We start from the raw sequence: 24,418 nt of genomic DNA, 5'->3' as shown, positions 1-24,418 counted from the left end.
CGCCCGCGAAGACGCTTCCGGCCAGCGCTTCCGGCTCCCCGACGATACCGTGCGAATCTCCCGCGAAGACGCTTCCGGCCAGCGCTTCCGGCTCCCCGACGATACCGTGCGAATCTCCCGCGAAGACGCTTCCGGCCAGCGCTTCCGGCTCCCCCACCCGGGAGATGTCGTGCGCCCCGACACCGTGCGTCGTCGCCAGGTCCGGCGCGTCCGCCGGCGCACCGCCGAACAGGGCGGCGAGCAGGACGCGCTGGGCGTGGCCGGTGTCCTGGTATTCGTCGAGCAGCACCAGCCGGAACCGAGCGCGTTCGGCGGCGGCGACCTCGGGGTGCTCGGCGGCCAATCGCGCGGCCAGGGACATCTGCGCGCCGAAATCGAGTGCGCCCCGGCGGCGCAACGCCTGCGCGAGCTGCTGCACCAGCGGCAGCAGCGCCACCCGCTCCTGCTGCGCTTGCACGATGTTGAGCAGCGTTTGGCTGGGCCCGCCGCGCTGACGCGGACCCGCGGGCAGCGTGTGCACCAGCTTCGCCAGTTCGGTGTGCGCCTCGGCCAGTTCCTCCGGCTCGACCAGATGCTCCGCGAGCTGCCCGGACAGCGCGAGCACCGCCTCGGTGACCGACACCGGGGTGCGCTCGGTCTCCAGGTCGCCGTCCCAGGTACGGACCACTTGGTGGGCGAGCTGCCAGAGCTGGGTCTGGGTGAGCAGGGTCGCCGAGGGTTCCACCGGAAGCAGCAGGCCGTGTTCGGTGAGCAACCTGCCCGCGTACGAGTGGTAGGTGCTGATCTCCGGTTCCGCGCCGGTCAGTTGAGCGCGCAGCCGTCCGCTCGGGTCGAGTTCACGCAGCAGCGGCGCGCCGGCCAACCGGGCCAACCGGGTCCGGATGCGGGCGGTCAGTTGCTGGGCTGCTTTGCGCGTGAAGGTCAGCCCGAGCACTTCGTCGGGCAGGACGAGCCCGTTCGCGACCATCCACACCACGCGGGCGGCCATCGTCTCGGTTTTGCCCGCGCCCGCGCCCGCGACCACCAGGGTCGGGCCCGGCGGCGCCGCGATCACGGCAGCCTGTTCGTCGGTCGGTGGTGGCAGGCCCAGCGCCTGGGCCAGCTGATGCGGCGTCACCCGGCCGGTCACGGCGACGCCCCGGCGACCGGCCGCGGCGAGGCCGAGGGCGCGCTCACTCGTCGGTCACCTGCCTCCCGCTGTCCTGCACGGGGCAGCTGCCCGCCACCGCGCAGTGGCGGCATCCGTCGTTGCGCATGGCGAGATAGGCGGGGCCCTGCGTGGACGCCGCGGCCTGGTGGATCGTATCGCGCCAGTGCCCGAGCGCCTCGGCGTCCAGCGGGGGCTGCATGCGCTGGGTAGCGCCCTCCGCCTTGCTCGGCTTCGCGACGTACACCAACCGGGCCCCACCGGGTTCGCCGGCCTGGCCGGTCCCGGTGTCCGCATCGGCGGAGCCGGATTCCGCCGGTGCGTCGAGAGCGCCCGTCGCGGCCGCCACCTGATAGGTCGCCAGCTGCGCGTGATCGACGGCGGCCTGTTTGGTGACCGGGGTCTTGCCGGTCTTCACGTCGACGATCACGAAGCGGCCTTGCGCGTCGCGCTCCAGCCGGTCGACCCGGCCCCGGATGCGTACGGCGCGTTCGTCTTCCGTGCGCGCGGGCAGCACGCAATCCACCGGCACCTCGACACCGGCCTGGGTGAGTTCGCCGCGAGTGGTGCGGACCCAGGCCGAGAAGGTCTCCAGCATCGCCTCGGTGCGGCGCAGCTCTTGCCGGGAATGCCAGCCGGTCCCGGGATCCACCGCCCGCCAGGCGCGATCCAGCGCCTCGCGTACCTGGTCCGCGGGGACCTTGCCCGCGAGCGCCTGCACCAGCGTGTGCACCAGATTGCCCTTGACGGCATGCGGATTGTCGCCGTCGGTGCCGCCGTGGCGTTCCAGCGCCCAGCGCAGCGGACAGGTGCGCAGCAATTCGACGGTGGAGGGCGACAGCGCCACCGCGCCGTCGTCCTCGGTCCACAGCGGCCGCCGCGAGCTGAGCTCGGCGGTGCCGTACCAGTCGTCGGGGTGGGTGCCCCGCACGCCGGCGTCCGCCAGTCGCGCGAGCTGATGCGCGGCGCGGCGCCTGCGCTCCGGGTCGGCGTCGGAATCGCACACCACGCCGCGCAATTCGGCGACCAGCGAGTGCATCACCAGGGCACGGCCGGGATCGACCACCGGCAGCGCACCGGGCTCGCCGTCGTCGTCGTGCCCGAGCAGTTCGGCGAGGAAGCGCGAGGGCACCAGATCGCGTTCGCCCGCGACCGACTCCACGGCGGTGACCAGCAGTGAGCGCCGGGCCCGGCTGCACGCGACGAGCAGCAGCCTGCGCTCCTCGGCGAGGATCGGCGCCGCGCGGCTCACCCGCTCCCCCGCATCGGACACCCCGGCGGTGAGATCCACCAGATCCTCGGTGTGCAACAAGGTGCCGCGGGCGCGCGGGTTCGGCCAGATCCCCTCCTGGACGGCGGCGACGGCGACCACGTCCCATTCCCGTCCGACGGCGGCGTGCGCGCTCAGCAGCGCCACCGCCTCGCCCGGCGTCGTGCGCGGCGCGGCGTCCTGCGGAATCTCCTGCTGGGACAGGTATTCCACGAACCCCTCGATGCTCGCGCGCGGCAACCGGTCGACGTAGGCGGCAGCCGCGTCGAACAACCCGACCGCGGCGTCCAGATCGCGATCTGCTTGCATGCCGACCGCGCCGCCGCGCTCGGACTGGGCCACCCAGCGCCGCTCCAGCCGGGAACCGGTCCACAGTGCCCACAGCACGTCCTCCAGGCTCGCACCGCGCCCGCGCGCCTTGCGTGCCCGGCGCAGCGCGTCCAGCACCCGGCGCAGCGGCGCGGCCTCGACATCGGTGAGCCGGTGGAGGATCGCCGGATCGCCGGTCCCGATCAGCAGGTCGCGCAGCACCTGTGCGGAGGGTCGGTCGATGTCCGTGCCGCGGTCGGGTGGCGGATCGTCGTCGGTGTCCGGCGTTTCGGCACCGGCGCGCACGGAATCCAGCACCGCGCGCCGGATGCCGCGCCGCAGCCTGCGCAAGGCGATCTGGTCGGCGCCGCCGAGCGGGCCGGACAGCAGGTCGAGGGCGTCCTCCGGATCGAACGCGGGTTCCGCGCCGCGCTCCGCCGCCTCACCCGCCAGCACCGCGCGCAGCGACAGCAGCATCCAGGCCGCGCCGCGCCTGCGCGCCAGCGGTGTATCCAGTGCGGGCTGCTGCACGGGCACGCCCGCGGCGAGCAGAGCACGGCGCAGCGGCGCCAGCGACAGCGGCACCGAACGGACGATCACCGCCATCCGCGACCACGGCACCCCGCCGGTGAGGTGCGCCCGGCGCAGGTGGTCGGCGATGAGCGCGGCCTCCTTCGCGGGTGTGGCCAGCACCCGGACCCGCACCTCCGTGCCGTCCTCCCGTGGTCCCGCGCTTTCCGGCACGGGAATGCGCTGCGGCGCACTGCCGGGCAGACGTGCGGCGATCCGCGCGACCGCCAGCTCGACCTGACCGCCGCAGCGATGGCTGTCGCGCAGTACGATGCGCCGCTCGGACGGCACGTCGAGCTCGGCGACGAACCGCGCGTCCGCGCCGCGGAAGGCGAAAACGGCCTGATCGGGATCGCCCGCGATCACCGTGGTCCGCGCGCTGTGCCCGATCGCCCTGACCAGGACGGCCGCCTGGGGGTCCAGATGCTGTGCGTCGTCGACCAGCAGGTATCCGATCCTGGCGCGTTCGGCGGCAAGCAGATTCGGGTCGGCGGCCAGCGCGTCCAGCGCCGCGCCCACCAGTTCGGCGGCATCCAGCGCGGGCGCGGTGGCCTCCGGCGCCTCGACGCCGACCGACCAGCGCAACAGCATCGTCTGCTCGTAGCGGATGGCGAACCTGCCCGCCGCCACCCATTCCGGCTTGGCGTGCTCGCGGCCGAGCCGTACCAGGTCTTCCGGCCCGATGCCGCGTTCGGTAGCCCGGAGCATGAGATCGCGCAATTGCTCGGCGAACCCGCCCAGCGCGAGCGCGGGCCGCAGTCGCTCCGGCCACAATCCGCGCGCGCCCTCGGCCATGTCGGCCAGATCACCGCGCAGCATCTCGCGCAGCACCGCGTCCTGTTCGGCGCCGGTCAGCAGACGCGGCGGCGGATTGCCGTGCGCCAGCGCGTGCCTGCGCAGCACGGAGAAGGCGTACGAGTGCAGAGTGCGCACCAAGGGTTCTCGTGTGGCGCCGGGCACACCGCCCTCCGCACCGAGATCGGATCCGCTCAGCCGCGTGGTGATGGCGTCGCGTGCGGCGCTTGCCGCTTGTTTCGAATGGGTCAGCACCAGGACCGATCCGGGATCGGCTCCGGCGGCGATGCGCCCGGCGGCGATGTCGACCAGCAGGGCGGTCTTGCCCGTGCCCGGTCCGCCGAGCACCTGCCAGGGCTGCCATCCCGGCCGCGCGAGAGCGCCCTCGGCCGCGGCGTCCAGCAGCGCGCGAACGTCGGCGCCCCAGTCTCGCGGCCGGGGCGCCACCACAGTCCGGCGAACCAGTCGCACCGCGCCATCCGATCGCACCACGCGGGCTATTGCAACAGACACGACCGACACGCCGGTACACGCCTCCGTCCGACCGGCGCTGCGCACGATTACGGCGCAGGTCAAAATGGACCGGTGTCTGTTTTGAATGTCCATCGGTTCGGTCCGACGACGGGACCGGTGGTGCTCGCCTTGCACGGCGTGACCGGCCACGGCAAACGCTGGGAAGACCTGGCCACCCGGCATCTGCCCGATGTCCGCGTGCTCGCGCCCGACCTGCGCGGACACGGTCGCTCGACCTCACTGCCGCCGTGGAACTTCGAGACCATCGTCGAAGACCTGGTCGGGTTGGTCACCGCGGAGGCGGACGGCCCGGTGGTGGTGGTCGCGCACTCCTTCGGCGGCGCGTGTGCGCTGCACCTGGCGCATCGGCATCCCGAACTGGTGCGCAAGCTGGTGCTGCTCGATCCGGCCATCGCACTGGAACCGGAATGGCTCAACGAGATCGCGCTGTCCACCCTGGTCTCGGCCGACTACGACAGCGTCGAACACGCGCGCCAGGACAAACTGGATACCGGCTGGGGCGACGTCGAGCCACGGTTGCTCGAAGCCGAACTCGACGAACACCTGATGCCCACCGCGGACGGGCGCTTCGGCTGGCGGATGAGCCTGCCCGCCGTCAACTCCTACTGGGGCCAGCTGGCCCGCCACTGGGTGCTGCCGCCCGCCGATCTGCCCACCGTGCTGGTGCAGGCGATGAAGGTGCACCCGCCGTTCGTCACGCCGGAGTTCCGCGCGGCGCTCACCGAGCACATGGGCGCCCGCCTGACCGTGCTCGAATGGAACTGCGATCACATGGTGGCCCAGGCGTATCCGGTCCAGACCGGCGAGCTCGTGCGCTCGGTGCTCTGAGCCGATGCCGACCACCGACGCCCAGATCGAGCAGGTGCGCGCGCTGGTCGCGGCGATTCCGCCCGGCCGGGTCGTCACCTACGGCGACATCGCCGCGGCCGCCGGTCTGTCCACGCCGCGCACGGTGGGCTGGATCATGCGCACCGATTCGGCCGATCTGCCCTGGCATCGCGTGCTCGGGGCGAGTGGCAGGCCCGCCGCCCACCTCGCCCATCGTCAGCTCCGCATGCTTGCCGAGGAGGGCGTGCCGGTGCACGACGGGCGCGTCGACCTGCGCGCCGCGCGCTTCCCGTTGCCCGATCCGTCTTACGACTGAGCACCGCTGTCCGAAATGCCTCCGTGCCGGAATGGCGGACAGTACCGTTGATCCATGCCCACCCGCCTGGCATGCGTCGCGTTCGATGCCGACCGGCCGCGTCCGGTCGCGGATTTCTGGGCCGAATTGCTCGGCTGGAGCGTGACCCTCGACCGCCCCGAGGAAGTGAACGTCGCGGCCCCCGACGCCGACGGCGGCGAACTGGCGCTCACCTTCCTACCGGCGATGCGGGCCAAGGTCGGCAAGAACCGCCTGCATCTCGATCTGGCCACCCGCTCGTTGGACCACCAGCGCACCCAGGTGGACCGGGCGCTGGCATTGGGCGCTCGATCGGTCGACATCGGGCAAGGCGCGGTGCCATGGACCGTACTCGCCGACCCGGAGGGCAACGAGTTCTGCGTGCTCGAACCGAGGGAGGAGTACGTGGACACCGGATCCGTCGCCGCGATCGTGGTCGACACGCGCGACCCGTGGCGCCTGGCCGAGTTCTGGTCGGCCGCCACCGGCTGGCCGTCCACGCATCGCGGCGAACGGCTGACCGGGCTGCGTTCACCGACCGGACTCGGCTCCTGGCTGGAGTTCGTACGCACCCCCGACGCGGGGTCCGGCCGGACCAGGCTGCGCCTGGATCTCACCTCTTTTCCGGCCGACGACCGCGCCGCCGAGGTGGCCAGGCTGCACGCGGCGGGCGCCACGACGATCGACCGCGGCGCCCCGGTGCCCGATCGGGGCACCGACCTCGTGCTCGCCGACCCGGAACTCAACGAGTTCCGGCTGCTGCCACCGGCCCGCTTTTGGTCGAACGCCTGATCCGGGCCGTCCGCTCCCGGGCTTCCCGGCGGTGACGAATTAGCATGGCCGCCATGGTGTACCTAGCTCGAGGTCGTGGCGTGTGACCGCCGCCGACGCGATCGTGCTCGCGGGCGGCCGGGCCAGCCGGATGGGCGGAGTGGATAAACCGGCCATCGTCATCGGCGGCCGTTCCATGCTCGAGGTGGCGCTCACCGCCGTCGCCACGTGCGCGCACACGGTGGTGGTCGGACCGCATCGACCCGAGCTGGCGGCGGAGATCATCCAGGTTCGCGAGGTGCCGCCCGGGTCGGGTCCGGTGGCGGCGATCGACACGGGGCTGCGCGCCCTCGGCTCCGCCGCCCCGCTGGTGGTGGTGCTGGCCGCCGACCTGCCGTTCCTGTCTCAGTGGGCGATCGCCGAGCTCATCCGGCACGCCAACGAATCCGGCGCGGACGCTGTGTTCGCGGCCGATGAATCGGGGCGGCCACAGTATCTGATCGGGGTGTGGCGGCGCTCCGCGCTGGCCGCCGCGCTGGACGGGCTCGACGCGCTGATCAACCAGCCGATGAAAGCGCTGGTGCCCGCCGCCGCCGCGATCATCCCGCTCTCCGGGGTCGGCGACTGCGACACCGACGAGCAGGTACAGCAGGCCAGAGCGGCGGTCGACGCGCCACGGCAACAACCGCCGCTCGACCTCGACGAGGCACGAAACCTCCTGCGCGGCAGCCTGCCCCGGCTCACCACATACGAAGCCGACCTGCATTCGGTACTCGGGGCAGCGCTCGCGGCCCCCCTGACTGCCGCCGGGCCGCTGCCCCGCTTCGACGTCTCCGCGATGGACGGCTACGCGGTGGCGGGCGATGGACCGTGGCGCCTGCGCCGCGATATCGGCTTCGCGGGCGGGCGGCGACCGGTGGGACTGCTACCGGGCGAGGCGGTGCGGATCGCCACGGGCGCGCACGTCCCGGACGGCACCACGGGTGTGCTGCGCGACGAGTTCGTGCACATCGCCGACGAAACGCTGTACCGCGTGCCGGACACGCCGCTTCGCGACGACATCCGCCGCCGCGGCGAGGACCGTGCGGCCGGTGATCCGGTCGCGCCGGAGGGCACTCCGGTCACCGCGGCGTTGGTCTCCGCGGCCGCGAGCGTCGAAGTCACCGTGGGGCCGGTGCGCGGGCCGGTCCGCGCGCACATCGTGATGACCGGGGACGAGATCCGCAGCGAGGGGCCGCTGCAGACGGGGCAGACCCGCGACTCGATCGGCCCGATCCTGCCCGATCTGTTGTCTTGGAACGGTATTCGCGTCACCGATCGGGTGCATCTGCGTGACACTCCGCACGGCTTCGACGAGGTCATGACCGTCGCGCCGGAGTGCGACCTGCTGGTGATCGTCGGCGCGACCGGCGGCGGGGCCGCGGATCAGCTCCGCGCCGCCCTCGCCCGCGCCGGAGCCGAGATCGTGGTGCCGCGGCTGCGGCTGCGGCCGGGTGGTTCCACCGTTGTCGCCCAGCTCGCCTCCGGCACCACGGTGCTCGGTCTGCCCGGCAACCCGTTCGCCGCCGTCGCGACGCTCATGGCGCTCGCGCCCGCGATCGTCGAGGGCCGCACCGGCGCCACTCCCGCCCGCACACTGCGCGGACCGCTGCACAACGCCGCCGGGATCACCGGACCGGCGCCCCGCATCGTTCCGGCCCGCGCCGCCGAGGAAGGCGGCTGGATCGGTGACCCGACCATCCGCACGGCACACCTCGGCGGGCTCGTCGACCGCGACGGTCTGGTGGTCGTCCCGCCCGACGCCGGAGACGGCGCGATCGTCGAATTCCTGCCGCTGCGCCGTTGAGCCGACGCTTGCCACTCGGGATCGTCGCGGTCTCCTGGGGCGCGGAAGTACTTGCAGCGCGGCCTTTTCGAGAGACCGAGTACGCGCAGAAGTCCGAGAGCGCGCCGACATCCGACCCGACATAGAACCGGATCCGTTGTCTCGCAGGGGAGTTCGCGGCAACATCGACCGACGATCGAATGCGCGCGCACTTCTTCGCGACAGCGGAATTGAATTCACCGCGATATCGCCGACCAGACTCGCGGATTGCACGCGATGCCACGGAACGAAAACATGCGCGCGCCACCTACCGTTCTGGTTCGCGCCCTTGCTCCGACGTACCGGCCAGAAGAATGTCAACCCGAGGCGCACCCCAACCGAATTCGTTATTGAAATCCACGTTCAAGGTGCTCTCACCTGCGAAAACATCAGGAATCAGCCGCTACTGGCCTTATTTCTCATTTTCTCTTCCGGACGCCATACCCGCTCGCTATCGTGTGTTCGTTAGGCGAATATCAATCCCCCGGAAAGGACCGTGTGGAGATGACTGAAAAGTCGAAGAAAACGCCTAAGAAAATGCCGAAGCAGATGCCGAGGCAGCAGCAGCAACAGCAACAGCGCCAAGAGCAGGACATGCGCGAGGGCGCGGACATGGAAGGCCGTCGGGGCACCAAGAACGAGATGCCCGACCGGCGCGGCGAGCAGGACCGCCGCCGCTAGTTGATCTGCGCCACCCGCGCCGCCGGCCCCAACTCCTCCCGGGCCGGCGGTTGCGGTCGTTCGAGACCTGTCGCTTACCCCGGAGGTAATTGCCGCACCGCGCGCGGCGGATCTACCGTCGATTCGACGCCATCCACGGCGTGATCGAACGAAGGGATGTCAAGGCCATGTCCGCCTATGGCTTCGCCCACCTCCGCAGTCGCACGCCCCACCCCGACATCCTCGACTACCTGGAGCGCATCCAGGCCACCCTGGACCCGTTCGGCGGCCGCTTCGTCATCCACGGGCCCCCGGCCGAAGTCGTGGAGGGCAGTTGGCCCGGCAGCATGGTGCTGATCGAGTTCCCCGGGATCGCCGAGGCACGGGAGTGGTACCACTCGCCCGCCTACCAGCAGATCCTGCCGCTGCGCGCCGATCACATCGACGGCGACCTGCTGCTGATCGAGGGCGTCGGCCCGGACTACGACCCCCGCGAACGCGCCTCGAAGCTGCGCACCGAGGCCGCCTGACACGATTTCGGCGCGCCGTCCCCCGTCCGATACCGTTGACCAGGCACGACACGGTTCGACGCGAGAAGGATGCGCCTGATGGACGACAGTTCTCTGGTCTGGGACGACGGCGCGCTCGTCACCATCGACCAGCGCGGTCTGCCGCACGAGGTGCGTGAACTGCGGCTGAGCACCGTCGAGGAGGTCATCGACGCGATCAAGGCGCTGGCCATCCGCGGCGCACCCGCCATCGGCATCGCGGGCGCGTTCGGCGTCGTCCTCGCCACCGCCGCGCACACCGTGGCCGGCGTGGTCGACGAGGCGGCGGTGCAGGCCGAGGCGGACCGCATCGCCGCCGCGCGGCCGACCGCGGTCAACCTGGCCTGGGCGGTGCGGCGGGTCAGGGCGAAGGTGGGTCAGGGCGCGGGCGCGGTGCTCGCCGAGACGCTCGACATGCTCGCCGAGGACGGTCGGGTCAACCGGGCCGCCGCCACCCACGCCGCCGATCTGGTGCAGCGCCTGTGTGCGGACCGGCCGCTGCGTGTGCTCACCCACTGCAACACCGGGCGGCTGGCCACCAGCGCGTTCGGCACCGCCATCGGCACACTGCGGGTGCTGTCCGAACGCGGCGCGATCGAACAGGTGCTGGTGGACGAGACCCGCCCGCTGCTGCAAGGTGCGCGGCTGACCACCTGGGAACTCGCCGAAGCGGGCATCCCGCACCGGCTCACCATCGATTCCGCCGCCGCCTGGGCGATGGCGACCGGGCAGGTCGACTGCGTGCTCGTCGGCGCCGACCGGGTCACGGCCAACGGCGACGTCGCCAACAAGATCGGCACCTACGCTCTCGCGCTGGCCGCTCGCCACCACGGCATCCCGTTCGTGGTGGTCGCTCCGGAGTCGACCCGTGACCTGTCGATGGTTACCGGCCGGGAGATCGTCGTGGAGGAACGCGCCGCGCATGAGGTAACCGGATTCGGCGGTGTCGCAACCGCTCCCGCGCAGACCGAGGTCTTCAACCCGGCGTTCGACGTGACCCCGGGGGAACTGGTGACCGCGGTGGTCACGGAGAACGGCGTGGTGCACCGCGGCGATCCGGCACCCGGCAGCATGATCGCGAGCGCCACCCCCGAGCCCGCATCCGATCAGGCGCACGGTGCGGCCATCGCGGACATCGCGCGCGAGCTCTACCGGCGCGGTTGGATGCCGGGGACGGCGGGCAACATCTCGGTGCGCACCGGCGCGACCGCCGTCGTCACCGGGAGCGGCTTGTCCAAAGGCGAACTGACCGAGCGCGACATGGTCGCCGTGCGCGTGGCGGACTCCGTGCCCGTGGCCGACCACGGACGCAAACCCTCCGCGGAGACGACCATCCACACCGCGGTCTACCGGACCCGCCCGGCCCGAGCGGTCATACACATTCATCCGCCGTTCGCCACGGCGCTGGCCACCCGCTCCGCGGTGCCCGGTGCGCTCGGCATGCTGCGGATCACCGACTACGAGCTGATCAAGGGGCTGGGCAGCGGCGATCCGGCCGTCGCGGATATCCCGGTCTTCCCCAACTGGCCCGAGGTGCCACGCATCGGCGCGGACATCGAGCGCTACCTCCTCGACCATCCGGACGCCTTGCCGGTCCTGATCATCGCCGGTCACGGAATCACCTCCTGGGGTGCTGATCTCGCCCAGGCGCGCGATCGCGCCGAATGCCTGGAAGCATTGTGTGAGCTGGTGTCCCGCACCGGCAGTCCGGCGGCGTTCGCCCCGCGCGACGAATTTCTCGAGATTGGACTGACATGACCCTCTTGCAGGTGATGGCCGCCGGCGACGCGGCCGACGTACGCGTACGCACCAGCGACGACGAGGTGATCGGCACCGAACTGGCGAAGCACGGCGTAACCTTCGGCCGCTGGCCGGTGGTCGAGAACGCCGCGTCGGTGTCCTCCGACGATCTGCTCGCGCACTACGCGACGAACGTCGAAGAGCTGAACGGCTCCGGGCGCTACAAGCACATCGACATCGCCCGCATCCACCCCGACGACACCGACCCGCAGTGGCCGCGGATCGCCGCGGGCGCGCGCGGGAAGTTCCTCGACGAGCACCGGCACGCCGAGGACGAGGTGCGCTTCTTCGCCGCCGGACGCGGCTGCTTCTATCTGCGTCTGGGTGACGAGGTCTTCGCGGTGGTGTGCGAGGGCGGCGACCTGCTCTCGGTGCCCGCGGGCACGCTGCACTGGTTCGACATGGGCGAGCGCCCGGATTTCATCGCCATCCGCTTCTTCGAGGAAGAGGACGGCTGGGTCGGCGACTTCACCGGCGACAAGATCAGCACGGGCTTCCCCACCCTCGACAAGCTGCTGACCGCGCCGTGATCGACGCCGTCGTCGTCGACATCGAGGGCACCACCAGCCCCACCTCCTCGGTGCGCGAGGACCTGTACGGCTATACCCGGCAGCGGCTTCCGCAGTGGCTGGCCGAGAACGGCTCCGCGGACGCCGCGCCCGTGCTGGCCGCGACGAGGGAGCTGGCCGGGCGTCCGGACGCGGGCCCGGAGGAAGTCGCCGCGATCTTGCGTGAGTGGCTCGACACCGACGTCAAGGCCGAGCCGCTGAAAACCGCGCAGGGCCTGATCTGCGCGGAGGGCTTCCGCAGCGGCGCACTGCACGGCGAGTTCTTCCCGGACGTGCCACCGGCTCTCGCCGCCTGGCACGCCGCGGGGCTCGCGCTGTACGTCTATTCCTCGGGATCGGTGCGCAACCAACAGGATTGGTTCGCCTTCGCCCGCGGCGGCAGCCTGTCCGAGCTGATCAGCGGATACTTCGATCTGTCGACGGCGGGCGGCAAGCGCGAGTCGTCCTCCTATGACAAGATCGCGGGCTCGATCGGCGCGCCCGCCGAACGCATTCTGTTCCTGTCCGATCATCCGGACGAGCTCGATGCCGCTGTCGCCGCGCGGTGGTGGGCCGTCGGACTCGCCCGCCCCGGCGAGCCCAATCCACCTCGGCCGCCGCACCGCTGGGTCCACACGTTCGCCGACATCGACCCCGCGGTGATCGCCTGAACACGGCACGTGCTCGGCGAGTACCGCAGACGCTTTCGACCTCGGAACCGTCGATCTCATCGGATTTCGAGGCGACCGCCGCCTCGGCCAAGCAAGGCTCGCGCGCCCGGCCGACGGCGAACGCACCGCGCCCAACTTCTCCGCCGAGCATCCGGCCCCACCCCGGCGTAGCACGATCACGCACACCGGGGCTGTAATCAACTGTCGCTCAACGCGATCAAGGATGTCGACTCACCCGGCGAATGCTCCGGCTGCTCGGCACGATCGGCGGCCCGTTCGGTGCTCTCCTCGGCACCGGCGTCTCCCGCCACGACTGTGACGGTCCGCCGACCCAGGACACCGGCTCGGCGTCGCGCTCGACCACCACGACCGCGTGCCGGCCCGCCGGGAGTCGTTCGACGATCGCGGGCCGATTTCGTGTCCATCACCGGTCATCAGATAGGACAGTGTCGTCCGGCCGATGGTGGACAGACGAGCCATCAGGACGGCGTGGACCGCTCGGCGCCAGACGAATCGGAGGACGGCGCTGCCTGGAGCCATACCGGGGAAGACAAATTTTGCAATGTCGGGCGAATTTTCGGCGAATTGTGATTGTGCTTACAATACGCTGTCAGGAAACCGCGGCCGAAACTCGCCGGAGCGAATAAAGGCGGTGCCGTCAACAGCCGATCCAATGTGTTAACAAATGTAAAGCACTGGAGAACCGGTCGTTTCCAAAGCATCACCGACGCTTGCGCGAGCGGACCACTCAGATCCGACTCTGTCCAGCTCAGAGCACTTTTGCCCTGGCCGCCCCACCGGGTGACGTCCGAAAGCGACGCGCTACCGTGACCGTGACGTTGCGCCGATCTCACAACTCACCACGCTCTCGAATGGGCTGTGAGAAAGAGGTTTGGCCAGCCGTGCGCGCCTCTTTACAGTCGGAACATCCACCCGATCGCACAGCTCGAAGGGGACGTCGTGGTTAATTCCCGCACCCAGGGTCACGCACCCTCCGGCCCGGCCACCGACGCCGGGGACGCGCTCCTGCGGCTGGGGAAATACTTCCACCGGGGCGAGATATCGTCCGATCACCGGACGCTGCACAAGGTCGGCGGGCGCAGCGCCGACGAGTTCTACCGTGATCGCTGGTCCCACGACAAGGTGGTGCGCTCCACGCACGGCGTGAACTGCACCGGCTCGTGCTCGTGGAAGATCTACGTGAAAGACGGTGTGATCACCTGGGAGTCGCAGCAGACCGACTACCCGTCGGTGGGCGCCGACAAGCCGGAGTACGAGCCGCGCGGCTGCCCCCGCGGCGCGTCGTTCTCCTGGTACACCTATTCACCCGCCCGAGTGCGCTACCCCTACGTGCGCGGCACGTTGCTGGAGCTGTACCGGGAAGCCAAGTCCCGGCTCAAGGACCCGGTGCTGGCCTGGGCCGATGTCGTCGAAGACCCGGAGAAGTCGCGCAGCTACAAGGCCGCCCGCGGCAAGGGCGGATTCGTGCGCGCCGAATGGTGGGAGGCGGCCGAGATCGCCGCCGCCGCACACGTCTACACGATCAAGCAGTACGGCCCGGACCGGGTGGCCGGGTTCTCGCCGATTCCGGCCATGTCCATGGTCAGCCACGCCGTCGGCGCCCGGTTCATCTCGCTGGTCGGCGGCTCCATGCTGTCGTTCTACGACTGGTACGCCGACTTGCCGGTGGCCTCGCCGCAGGTGTTCGGCGACCAGACCGACGTGCCCGAGTCGGCGGACTGGTTCGACGCCGGCTACCTCATCATGTGGGGTTCGAACGTGCCGGTCACCCGGACACCGGACGCGCACTACATGACCGAAGCCCGCTACCGCGGCCAGAAGGTGGTCGTGGTCTCCCCCGACTACGCCGACAACACCAAGTTCGCCGACGAGTGGGTGCCCGCGCGTCCCGGCACCGACGCGGCCCTGGCCATGGCGATGGGCCACGTGGTGCTGAAGGAGTTCTTCGTCGAGAAGACCACACCGCGCTTCCTCGACTACATCAAGCGCTTCACCGACCTGCCGTTCCTCATCACGCTCGACGAGCGTGACGGGGCGTACGTCCCCGGCAAGTTCCTCACCGCCGCAGACTTGGGCCGGACCGGCGAAAACGTGCAGTTCCAAACGGTTCTGCTGGACGCGCAAGCGCAGCCGGTGGTGCCGAACGGGTCCCTCGGCCATCGGTTCGGCGAAGAAGGAGCCGGGCGCTGGAACCTCGATCTCGGGGACGTCGATCCCCTCCTGAGTCTGTACGGCCGCACCGATGATGCTGCGGCTGTACAGATTCCCCGCTTCGACAGCGACACTCCCGGCGTGCTCACCCGCGGCGTGCCGACCACGACCGTCGCGGGCAGGCGCGTCACCACGGTCTTCGACCTGCTGCTGGCGCAATACGGCGTCGGCCGCGACGGTCTGCCCGGGTCGTGGCCCAGCGGTTACGACGACGCGGACGAGCCCTACACCCCGGCCTGGCAGGAGACCATCACCGGCGTGCCGGCCGTGCAGGCCCAGCGCATCGCGCGCGAGTTCGCCGACAACGCCGAGCGTTCCGGCGGCCGCTCGATGATCCTCATGGGCGCTGGCACCAACCACTGGTTCCACTCCGACCAGATCTACCGCGCGTTCTTCACCTTGACCTTGCTGACCGGCTGCCAGGGCGTGAACGGCGGCGGCTGGGCGCATTACGTCGGGCAGGAGAAGTGCCGCCCGGTGACCGGCTGGTCCACCCTGGCCTTCGGTCTGGACTGGCAGCGCCCGCCACGGCAGATGCAGGGCACGGTGTTCTGGTATCTGACCAACGACCAATGGCGCTACGACCCGTTCACCGCGGAGCCGTTCGCCTCGCCACTGGGCACGGGCAAGTTCGCCGGCCGCACCGCCGCCGACAACATCGCCTTGGCCACCCGGTTGGGCTGGATGCCGAGCTACCCGACCTTCGACCGCAATCCGCTCGACCTGGCGGACGAGGCCGAGGCCGCGGGCAAGACCGCGCCCGAGCACGTGGTGGACGGCCTGAAGTCCGGCGACCTGCGGTTCGCCTGCGAGGACCCGGACGCGCCGGAGAACTTCCCGCGGTGCCTGACCGTGTGGCGGGCGAACCTGCTCGGCTCCTCGGGCAAGGGCAACGAATACTTCCAGCGTCATCTGCTGGGCGCCGACTCCAATCTGCAGACCACCGACGCCACCGGCGTGCGGCCGCAGGAGCTGACCTGGCGGGAGACCGCGGCCACCGGCAAGCTGGATCTGCTGCTTTCGCTGGATTTCCGGATGACCAGCACCACGCTGTTCTCCGATATCGTGCTGCCCGCCGCCACCTGGTACGAGAAGCACGACCTGTCTTCCACCGACATGCACCCGTTCGTGCACGCCTTCTCCCCGGCCATCTCGCCGCCCTGGGAGGCGAAGACCGACTTCGACGCCTTCCACCGGATCGCGCGCGGGTTCTCCTGGATGGCCGAGAAGCATCTGGGCAAGCGCAAGGACATCGTCGCCGTGCCGTTGCAGCACGACTCGCCGGACGCGACGGCCCAGGCGGGCGGGCGCGTGCTGGACTGGAAAGCCGGTGAGTGCGAACCGATTCCGGGCAAGACCATGCCGAAACTGGTCGTGGTCGAGCGGGACTACCCGAAGGTGGCGGAGAAGATGGCCGCGCTCGGGCCGCTGGTCGACACGCTCGGCGTCACCACCAAGGGCGTCACCACCTACCCCGATCAAGAGGTCGAGTACCTCGCCGGGGTGAACGGCACGGTGGTGTCCGGCGTGGCGCAGGGCCGTCCGTCGCTGGCCAAGGACACCCATGCGGCCGAGGCGATCCTCGCGCTGTCGGGAACCACGAACGGCCGTCTGGCGGTGGAGGGTTTCCACGCGCTGGAACGCCGCACCGGCACGCAGTTGGCCGACCTGGCCGCGGAGCACGAGGGCAAGCGAATCACCTTCGCCGACACCCAGGCCCGTCCGGTGCCGGTGATCACCTCGCCGGAATGGTCGGGCAGCGAGACCGGCGGTCGCCGCTACTCGCCGTTCACCATCAACACCGAGCGGCTCAAGCCCTGGCACACGCTGACCGGGCGGCAGCACTTCTACCTCGATCACGACTGGATGATCGAGCTCGGTGAGCAGCTGCCGATCTTCCGTCCGCCGCTGGACATGACCGCGCTGTTCCGTGAGCCCTCGATCGGCGACGTCGGCGACAAGGGCGTCACCGTGCGCTACCTGACCCCGCACTCGAAGTGGTCGATCCACTCCGCCTACCAGGACAACCTGCACATGCTGACGCTCTCGCGCGGCGGGCAGACGATCTGGATGTCCGATCGCGACGCGGCGAAGATCGGTGTGGCCGATAACGACTGGATCGAGGCGATCAACCGCAACGGCATCGTGGTGGCCCGCGCCATCGTCAGCCACCGGATGCCCGAGGGCACGGTGTTCATGTACCACGCCCAGGACCGCGCGGTGGACGTGCCGCGCATCGAGGGCATCGGCGAGGACACCAAGGGCAGGGGCAAGCGCGGCGGCATCCACAACGCCCTCACCCGCATCATGATCAAGCCCTCCCATCTCATCGGCGGCTACGCGCAGCAGTCCTTCGCGCTGAACTACCACGGCCCCACCGGAAATCAGCGCGACGAGGTCACGACGATCCGCAAGCGGTCGCAGGAAGTGGAGTACTGACATGGGTGACGGCGGCATGTGGGCCCACCACGCACCTACCGACGCAGGAAAGCGGTACTGACATGCGAGTGATGGCACAACTGGCCATGGTGATGAACCTGGACAAGTGCATCGGCTGCCACACCTGCTCGGTCACCTGCAAGCAGGCCTGGACCAATCGCGGCGGCACCGAGTACGTCTGGTTCAACAACGTGGAGACCCGGCCCGGACAGGGCTATCCGCGGCAGTACCAGGATCAGGAGAAGTGGAAGGGCGGCTGGACGCTGAACAAGCGCGGCAAGCTCACCCTGAAGTCCGGTTCCCGGCTGAAGCGGCTGATGAACATTTTCGCCAACCCGGATCTGCCCACGGTCGAGGACTACTACGAGCCGTGGAGCTACGACTACGACAACCTGCTGTCCTCGCCGCCGACCGACACGACGCCGGTCGCGCGACCCAAATCGCTGATCACCGGCGAGGACACGAAGGTCACCTGGGGCGCCAACTGGGACGACGACCTCGGCTCGGGTCCGGAGCAGGTCGGCAAGGACCCGCTTCTGGCGAAGCTGTCCGATCAGGTGAAACTGGAGTTCGAAGAGACCTTCATGTTCTACCTGCCGCGGATCTGCGAGCACTGCCTCAATCCGTCGTGCGCGGCGTCCTGCCCCTCCGGCGCGATCTACAAGCGCGCCGAGGACGGCATCGTGCTGGTGGACCAGGACAAGTGCCGCGGCTGGCGGCAGTGCGTGTCGGGCTGCCCGTACAAGAAGATCTACTTCAACCACAAGACGGGCAAGGCGGAGAAGTGCACCTTCTGCTACCCGCGCGTGGAGGTCGGCATCCCCACGGTGTGCTCGGAGACCTGCGTCGGACGGTTGCGCTACATCGGCGTGATGCTCTACGACGCCGACGCCGTGCTGGAGGCCGCGTCGGTCACCGAGGACAAGGATCTCTACCCGTCCCAGCTGGGTGTGTTCCTCAATCCCCACGATCCGCGCGTGGTCGCCGAGGCGGAGCGCGCCGGGATCTCGCCGGAATGGATTCAGGCGGCCCAGGATTCACCGGTCTACAAGCTGATCGTGGACTACCAGATCGCGCTGCCGCTGCATCCGGAGTACCGCACCATGCCCATGGTCTGGTACGTGCCGCCGCTGTCGCCGGTGGTGGACGTGCTCAGCGAGACCGGGCACGACGGCGAGAACGTGTCGAACCTGTTCGGCGCCATCGATGCGCTGCGCATCCCGGTGGAGTACCTGGCCGAACTGTTCACCGCGGGTGACGTGGGACCGGTGCGTGCGTCGTTACAGCGCCTCGCGGCGATGCGCTCGTTCATGCGTTCGGTGAACCTCGGGGAGGAGCCCGATCCCTCGATCGCGCCCTCGGTGCGGCTGGAGCCGGAAGAGATCGAAGCGATGTACCGGCTGCTGGCCATCGCCAAGTACGAGCACCGCTACGTCATCCCGACCGGCGCGGGAGCGCGCGCGCACGAACTGGATTCGCTGGCCACCGGATGCAGCCTGGACACCGACGGCGGCCCGGGTATGACGGCGTTCGACCAGATGGTGGAGAAGTTCCATCTCACCGACACCAATGGTGCCGCGCCGCAGGAGAAGTCGTCCCGGATCAATCTGCTGAATTGGGACGGGAAGAACACCGAGGGTCTGGTGCCGGTCAACGGCGCGGGCAACGGCGACGGGCACGCCGATGGCACGAGCAACGGCAACGGCACGGGCAACGGGCACGCCAACGGCACGGGCAACGCGACCGTCGCCGGCGACCCCACCTCCGCTCCGACCGGAGCAGGGCGATGAGCCTGCTGAAATTGCGCCGCCGCCCGGAACCGGTGGTCGAACTGGCCCAGCGCGACCGCCAATTGGTTTGGCGGATCGCCGCGCTGCTGCTGGACTACCCGTCCGAGCAGACGCTGGCCATGGTCGACCAGTTGGCGACGGCCGCGGCGGCCCTGCCGGACGAAGTGCGCGCCCACCTGGACGAGTGCCTCGACTACCTGCGGACGACCCCGGCACTGGAACTCGCCGCGGACTACGTCGCCACCTTCGACATGCGCCGCCGCGCGAGCCTGCACCTGACCTTCTACGCCTACGGCGACACCCGCAAGCGCGGAATGGCGCTGCTGCGGTTCAAGCACGCCTACCGGCACGCCGGTGTCGAACTCGGTGACGAAGAGCTGCCCGACCACCTGCCGGTGCTGCTGGAGTTCGCCGCCACCGTCGATCCGATCGGCGGCGAACGGTTGCTCGGCGAACACGTTCCGGTGCTGGAATTGCTGCGGCTTTCGCTGTCCGACAACGGGTCTCCCTATGCCGGAGCGCTCGCGGCGATCGGGGCCACGCTGCCACCGCCGACTACCGCGGACCGCAGGCGCATCGCCGAACTCGCCGCCCAGGGCCCGCCCGAGGAGGAAGTCGGATTGGAACCCTTCGCGATGGACCCCTCCCTGTTCGACGGATCGGAAGGCCGACGATGAACGCAACGCCGCATCTGCCGACCGCGCTGTGGCTGATCCTGCCGTATGTCGCGTTCACCTCGTTCGTGCTCGGGCACCTGTGGCGCTACCGCAACGACCAGTTCGGCTGGACCACCCGCTCCTCGCAGATCTACGAGAGCCGCCTGCTGCGCCTGGGCAGCCCGCTGTTCCACTTCGGCATGCTCGGGGTGTTCGGCGGGCACGTGCTCGGCGTGCTGATCCCCGAATCGTGGACCTCGGCCGTGGGGATCTCCGAGCACCTCTACCACGTGATCGCCGTCGCGGCGGGCTCGGTGGCCGGTCTCGCCGTGCTGGCCGGCGTGGGCATTCTGCTCTACCGGCGTTTCACGGTGCCCGCCGTCCGCAAGGCGACGACCGGCAACGACAAGCTGATGTACACGCTGCTGGCCGCCGCGCTGGTCACCGGTCTGCTCAACACCTGGGGCAGCAACCTGCTGTGGGGCACCTACAACTACCGCGAGACGGTCTCGCCCTGGTTCCGCAGTCTGTTCACCCTCGCCCCCGAGCCCGAACTCATGGTGGACACGCCGTGGACCTTCCAGTTGCACGGTTTGGTCGTGCTCGCGCTGATCGGGCTGTGGCCCTACACCCGGTTGGTGCACATGTTCAGTGCGCCGGTCGGCTACTTGATGCGACCGTATGTGATCTACCGCAGCAAGGAATACGACGCTCCCGACAAGCGCCGTTACGCCCGGGCATGGGACGCGCCCGTGACCCCCGAACGCTGGCGCTAGCGACGCCGCGCACAGACGACCCCGCCCGGACAACGGCGTCCGGGCGGGGTCTTCCGCGTGGCCGGGCGTCGCGGCGTCACCGGCCCGGTGCGAATCCGCGGGGTCAGGCGTTGTCGTAGGCGTCTTGCAGCACCTTGACATCGAGCTTGGACATCGACTGCAGGGCGGTCCCGACGGCGATGGTCTTGGCGGGATCCTCGCCGCCCATCAGCTTCGGCAGCGCGGCGGGTACCACCTGCCAGGACAGGCCGTAGCGGTCGGTCAACCAGCCGCACGGCCCGGGCTCGCCGCCGTCCGCGGTGAGGGCGTCCCACAGGCGATCGATCTCGTCCTGGGTGTTCACGACCACCTGGAGTGACGCGGCATCGGTGAGCGGGTGGTCCGGCCCGCCGTTCATCAGCGTGATCGCGTGACCGTCGAGATCCAGCGAGACGATGAACGCCGAACCATCGGAGTTGCGGGCCACCTCGACCACCCGCGAGTTCGCAATCACCGAGACGTACAAGGCGGCGGCTTCCTCGGCGGCGTTGTCGAACCAGAAGAAGGTGTTGACGGACATGATGTGCTCCTGTGCTGTGGTGTGACCTGCTGTCACCTACTGGTCGGAGCCACCGGTCGGTGTTCGACATAGTTCGCGAAGTTTCCCGAAATTTTTTTCCGGCAGCGTCCACGCTCTGGGCCAGGCGATCGCTGAGAGAGCTGCTATAACCCCCGCTTCCCAGCTTTTCGCAGGCAGAACCATCGACCCATCGGGTAACCAGGCATACGCTGAAGTTTGGCCGCTGCAATGTGGTCTACCCCACTTCTGGGGGACGTCAAAGTCTCGGCGCCCCGGCTCCGCCGGTGCAGTGGCCGTCGAGGCGAGCAAGGAGTGAGTGATGAAAGGTGGAGGAAGAATCGCGTTGGGGGTGGGCATCGGCTATCTGCTGGGCCGCACACGCAAGATGCGCTTCGCGTTATCGCTCGCGGGCGCCGCGATGGCCAAGAGGTCCGGGGGCACGCCCGGAGACCTGCTCGAGCGCGGGACGTCGCTGCTCAAATCGTCACCGGAGTTGACCAAGATCACCGATACCGTTCGCGGCGAGTTGCTGGGTGCCGCGCGGTCCGCCGCGGTCACCGCGGCGAGTAACCGCCTCGATGCGCTGAACGCCCGGTTGCAACAGGGTTCGACGATGCTCGCGGACGAGGATCGCGGCGACTCACGGGAGACCGATTCCAGCGAGGACGAGTACGACGACGAGTCGTCCGAGGACGACGAGCAAGCGTCCGCCGACGAGGAAGACCTCGAAGACGAGTACGAGGAAGACGACCGATCCGCAGACGAGGAAGACGAAGACGAGCCCGCGGACGAGGACGACACCGGGCGTCCCGCCGCGCGGCCGCGCGCTCGCAGGTCGAGCACCGCCTCCCGGCGCCGAGCCGGCTCCCGCGCGGCGGACCGTTCGTCCGACTCCACGGAGCGCAAGCCGTCCGGGTCCCGCGTACGTCGGGGTCGTGCCGACGCCGATAACGCGCCCGTGCGACGCACGAGGAGGTGAATTCGATGGCGAAGACTCTGCGCGACGCGACGGCCGGAGTCGGCAAGCTGGCCACCGACACGGCGGGCCGGGCCACCAAAGCCGCGGGCCGGGCGGGCTCGACCGCCGAAGAGAAGGCTTCGCGGGCCACGCCCACCGGTCTATTGCAGGAATCGATGCAGAACCTGGCCGGAACCCTGGCCGAACGCGCGGTGTCCGGGCTCACGAACCAGGTGTCGAAGACCGCGGGCCGGTTGACCGACTACGCCGAAGGCGGCGGAGGGAATCTGCTGTCGGCGCTGACCGGCGTGGAGAAGCTCGCCGGCGGCGCCTCGCCGTTCCAGGCGGCGATGAGCATGGGCAAGAGCAAGCTCGGCCATACGCTGCGCGAAGGGTTCGAAACGGCGAAGGAGTCGCTGACCGGCGGCAGGGGCAAGGGCGGCGGCAAGAAGATCAAGCTGACCAATATCGTCGAGCACATCGACGTCGGTGTTCCGATCGACCTGGCCTATGACCAGTGGACCCAGTTCGCGGATTTCCCCAAGTTCACCAAGAAGCTCGAACAGGTCGAGCAGATCGCCGACGAGAAGCTCAGCTGGACCGGCAAAGTCTTCTGGTCCCGGCGCACCTGGGAGTCCACCATTCTCGAGCAGGTGCCGTTCGAGCGGATCGTCTGGCGTTCCAAGGGCCACAAGGGCTACATCGACGGCGCGGTCACCTTCCACGAGCTGACGCCGGGCTACACCCGCATCCTCGTGGTGCTGGAGTACCACCCCCAGGGAGTCTTCGAGAAGACCGCCAACATGTGGCGCGCGGCCGGTCGCCGGTGCCGCCTGGAACTCAAACACTTCCAGCGCCACGTCATGACCGAGTCCGTGCTGCACCCCGACGACATCGTCGGTTGGCATGGCGAAATCCGCGAAAGCAAGGTCGTCAAGGACGACGAGACCGCACGACGCGAGGAAGAGGAGACCAACGAAGAAGATCACGCGGACGAGGAGAGCAGCGCGGAGGAAGAGCCGGACGAAGAAGAACCAGACGAGACCGACCAGCAGGACGCAGACGAGCGCGACGAAGGCGACGAGGACGACGAGGGCGAATCCGAGTCGCCCCGCCGTCGACCGGCCGCGCGCCGCCGCACCACGGTGACCCGCCGGTCGCGGGAGAAGCGAGGAGCAAACGCATGACCATCGAACCCGCAGGAGGCGGCGGCGGAGGCGGAGCGGGCACGATGGCGCGCCCGAACTCCTCCAGCCTGGCCGACGTGATCGACACGATTCTCGACAAAGGCCTGGTCATCGACGCGTTCGCACGCGTGTCGCTGGTCGGCATCGAACTGGTGACCATCGACGCCCGCGTCGTGGTGGCCAGCGTAGACACATATCTGCGTTTCGCCGAGGCCGTCAACCGGCTGGAGATCTCCACCAGCGAACCGAAAGGTCTGACCGACATCGTCGGCGACGTCACCCAGGGCGCGGCGAAGCACAAGACCAGCGGTGCGCTCGAGGCGGCGGGCGAGAAGGTCATGGACTTCCTCGGTGACGTGCAGGACAAGCGTCAGACAGCGAGCCGGCCCAGGCGCAAGGAGGATTGATGACTACCGCTCCAGCCGCCGTGTACGTCTACGGCATCGTGCCCGCCGACGTGGAACCCGAGTCGAACGCCATCGGTGTCGGCGATCCTCCCGGCAAGGTCGAAGTGGTGCGCCACGGCGAGATCGCCGCACTGATCAGCACGCTCGAATCCGATCGCCCGCTGGGCACACCCGACGACCTCACCACTCACGCCGAGCTGCTGGACGGGTCCGCCGCAGTCGCCCCGGTACTACCGTTGCGGTTCGGCGCGGTCATGACCGACGCGGAGGCGGTGGAGAACGAATTGCTCGAGGCGAACGAGAACGAATTCCGTTCCGCGCTGGAGCAACTCGAGGGCCGTGCGCAGTTCGTGATCCGAGGGCGCTACATCGAGAACACCATCCTGCGGGAACTGCTCGACGAGAACGACCGGGCCGCCCAGCTGCGCGACGAGATCCGCGACAAACCCGAAGACGCCACTCGCAATGCCCGGATCGCGCTGGGCGAGCTGATCAATCAGGCTATCGAGGCCAAGCGCGCCGAGGACACCCGCAGGGTGGTCTCCGAAATCGAGCGGTTCGAGCCACTGGTCAACCAGCGCGATCCGTCCCATGAGGAAGAGGCCGTCCACATCGCGGTGCTGGTCGAGCTGGCCCGGCAAAAGGAACTCGAAGAAACTCTGCGCGGGCTCGGCGAGGAATGGGACGGCCGCGTGGAGCTGAACCTGCTCGGTCCGATGGCCGCCTACGACTTCGTGACGAAGCGCGCACCCCAGGAGTAAGCCC

At 69.5% G+C, this 24,418-nt stretch carries 20 protein-coding genes; 17 read left to right on the top strand and 3 right to left on the bottom strand.

Annotated features, from left to right (window positions below; translation table 11 throughout):
• Both ACFU5M_RS15365 and ACFU5M_RS15360 read right to left on the bottom strand, forming a co-directional pair.
• On the bottom strand, positions 1–1,129 hold a 1,129-nt coding region (locus ACFU5M_RS15365; protein WP_379049095.1), incomplete at its 3' end, for a UvrD-helicase domain-containing protein.
• Positions 1,130–1,172: 43 nt separating this feature from the next.
• Positions 1,173–4,604, bottom strand: coding sequence for an ATP-dependent helicase (locus tag ACFU5M_RS15360; protein ID WP_379049094.1), 3,432 nt, complete (start codon positions 4,602–4,604; stop codon positions 1,173–1,175).
• Positions 4,605–4,676: 72 nt separating this feature from the next.
• Here ACFU5M_RS15360 and ACFU5M_RS15355 point away from each other — a divergent pair, with 72 nt between their 5' ends.
• From ACFU5M_RS15355 to narI, 13 genes are all read left to right on the top strand, one after another.
• Positions 4,677–5,453, top strand: a complete 777-nt coding sequence (locus ACFU5M_RS15355) for an alpha/beta fold hydrolase (protein WP_379049093.1) — start codon at positions 4,677–4,679, stop codon at positions 5,451–5,453.
• Positions 5,454–5,457: 4 nt separating this feature from the next.
• The gene (locus tag ACFU5M_RS15350; RefSeq protein ID WP_379049092.1) at positions 5,458–5,769 is read left to right on the top strand and encodes an MGMT family protein; all 312 of its coding nucleotides are present in this window, start codon (positions 5,458–5,460) and stop codon (positions 5,767–5,769) included.
• Positions 5,770–5,823: 54 nt separating this feature from the next.
• The gene (locus ACFU5M_RS15345; RefSeq protein WP_379049091.1) at positions 5,824–6,579 is read left to right on the top strand and encodes a VOC family protein; all 756 of its coding nucleotides are present in this window, start codon (positions 5,824–5,826) and stop codon (positions 6,577–6,579) included.
• An 82-nt stretch (positions 6,580–6,661) separates the two neighbouring features.
• Positions 6,662–8,404 carry an NTP transferase domain-containing protein gene (locus ACFU5M_RS15340; protein WP_379049090.1) on the top strand — a complete coding sequence of 581 codons (1,743 nt, stop codon included), beginning with the start codon at positions 6,662–6,664 and terminating at the stop codon, positions 8,402–8,404.
• Positions 8,405–8,926: 522 nt separating this feature from the next.
• The gene (locus ACFU5M_RS15335; protein WP_379049089.1) at positions 8,927–9,103 is read left to right on the top strand and encodes a hypothetical protein; all 177 of its coding nucleotides are present in this window, start codon (positions 8,927–8,929) and stop codon (positions 9,101–9,103) included.
• A gap of 167 nt (positions 9,104–9,270) precedes the next feature.
• Complete coding sequence (locus ACFU5M_RS15330; RefSeq protein WP_379049088.1) at positions 9,271–9,612, top strand: DUF1330 domain-containing protein; 342 nt, start codon at positions 9,271–9,273, stop codon at positions 9,610–9,612.
• A 78-nt stretch (positions 9,613–9,690) separates the two neighbouring features.
• Complete coding sequence (gene mtnA / locus ACFU5M_RS15325; RefSeq protein ID WP_379049087.1) at positions 9,691–11,388, top strand: S-methyl-5-thioribose-1-phosphate isomerase; 1,698 nt, start codon at positions 9,691–9,693, stop codon at positions 11,386–11,388.
• Entirely contained in the window at positions 11,385–11,960 is a 576-nt protein-coding gene (locus ACFU5M_RS15320; RefSeq protein ID WP_379049086.1) for an acireductone dioxygenase, read from the top strand. The genes mtnA and ACFU5M_RS15320 overlap by 4 nt, the downstream gene beginning before the upstream one ends.
• Complete coding sequence (gene mtnC, locus ACFU5M_RS15315) at positions 11,957–12,649, top strand: acireductone synthase (protein ID WP_379049085.1); 693 nt, start codon at positions 11,957–11,959, stop codon at positions 12,647–12,649. The genes ACFU5M_RS15320 and mtnC overlap by 4 nt, the downstream gene beginning before the upstream one ends.
• Before the next feature lie 960 nt (positions 12,650–13,609).
• A complete protein-coding gene (locus ACFU5M_RS15310) occupies positions 13,610–17,320 on the top strand; it encodes a nitrate reductase subunit alpha (protein WP_379049084.1) in 3,711 nt (1,236 codons plus the stop codon).
• A gap of 71 nt (positions 17,321–17,391) precedes the next feature.
• A complete protein-coding gene (narH, locus tag ACFU5M_RS15305) occupies positions 17,392–19,110 on the top strand; it encodes a nitrate reductase subunit beta (protein WP_379049106.1) in 1,719 nt (572 codons plus the stop codon).
• Positions 19,107–19,787 (top strand): nitrate reductase molybdenum cofactor assembly chaperone, encoded by a 681-nt coding sequence (narJ, locus tag ACFU5M_RS15300; protein WP_379049083.1) that lies wholly within the window; start codon positions 19,107–19,109, stop codon positions 19,785–19,787. The genes narH and narJ overlap by 4 nt, the downstream gene beginning before the upstream one ends.
• Positions 19,784–20,542 carry a respiratory nitrate reductase subunit gamma gene (gene narI / locus ACFU5M_RS15295; protein ID WP_379049082.1) on the top strand — a complete coding sequence of 253 codons (759 nt, stop codon included), beginning with the start codon at positions 19,784–19,786 and terminating at the stop codon, positions 20,540–20,542. Before narJ ends, narI begins: the two co-directional genes overlap by 4 nt.
• A gap of 103 nt (positions 20,543–20,645) precedes the next feature.
• Here the strand turns inward: narI and ACFU5M_RS15290 are convergent, their stop codons facing one another.
• Complete coding sequence (locus ACFU5M_RS15290; protein ID WP_379049081.1) at positions 20,646–21,101, bottom strand: VOC family protein; 456 nt, start codon at positions 21,099–21,101, stop codon at positions 20,646–20,648.
• 319 nt (positions 21,102–21,420) lie between these two features.
• Here ACFU5M_RS15290 and ACFU5M_RS15285 point away from each other — a divergent pair, with 319 nt between their 5' ends.
• From ACFU5M_RS15285 to ACFU5M_RS15270, 4 genes are read left to right on the top strand one after another with little or no spacing between them, the layout of a single operon-like run.
• A complete protein-coding gene (locus tag ACFU5M_RS15285; RefSeq protein ID WP_379049080.1) occupies positions 21,421–22,080 on the top strand; it encodes a hypothetical protein in 660 nt (219 codons plus the stop codon).
• Positions 22,081–22,085: 5 nt separating this feature from the next.
• Entirely contained in the window at positions 22,086–23,246 is a 1,161-nt protein-coding gene (locus tag ACFU5M_RS15280; RefSeq protein WP_379049079.1) for an SRPBCC family protein, read from the top strand.
• Positions 23,243–23,653 (top strand): gas vesicle protein GvpJ, encoded by a 411-nt coding sequence (gene gvpJ, locus ACFU5M_RS15275; RefSeq protein WP_379049078.1) that lies wholly within the window; start codon positions 23,243–23,245, stop codon positions 23,651–23,653. Before ACFU5M_RS15280 ends, gvpJ begins: the two co-directional genes overlap by 4 nt.
• Positions 23,653–24,414: a GvpL/GvpF family gas vesicle protein gene (locus ACFU5M_RS15270; RefSeq protein WP_379049077.1), complete on the top strand. Its 762-nt coding sequence runs from the start codon at positions 23,653–23,655 to the stop codon at positions 24,412–24,414. Before gvpJ ends, ACFU5M_RS15270 begins: the two co-directional genes overlap by 1 nt.
• The last annotated feature ends 4 nt before the right edge of the window (positions 24,415–24,418 follow it).

The organism is Nocardia sp. NPDC057455, assembly GCF_042802775.1.
Taxonomy (GTDB): domain Bacteria; phylum Actinomycetota; class Actinomycetes; order Mycobacteriales; family Mycobacteriaceae; genus Nocardia.
Note: the sequence above shows the minus strand (reverse complement) of the source record. Positions and strands in the feature narration are given on the sequence as shown.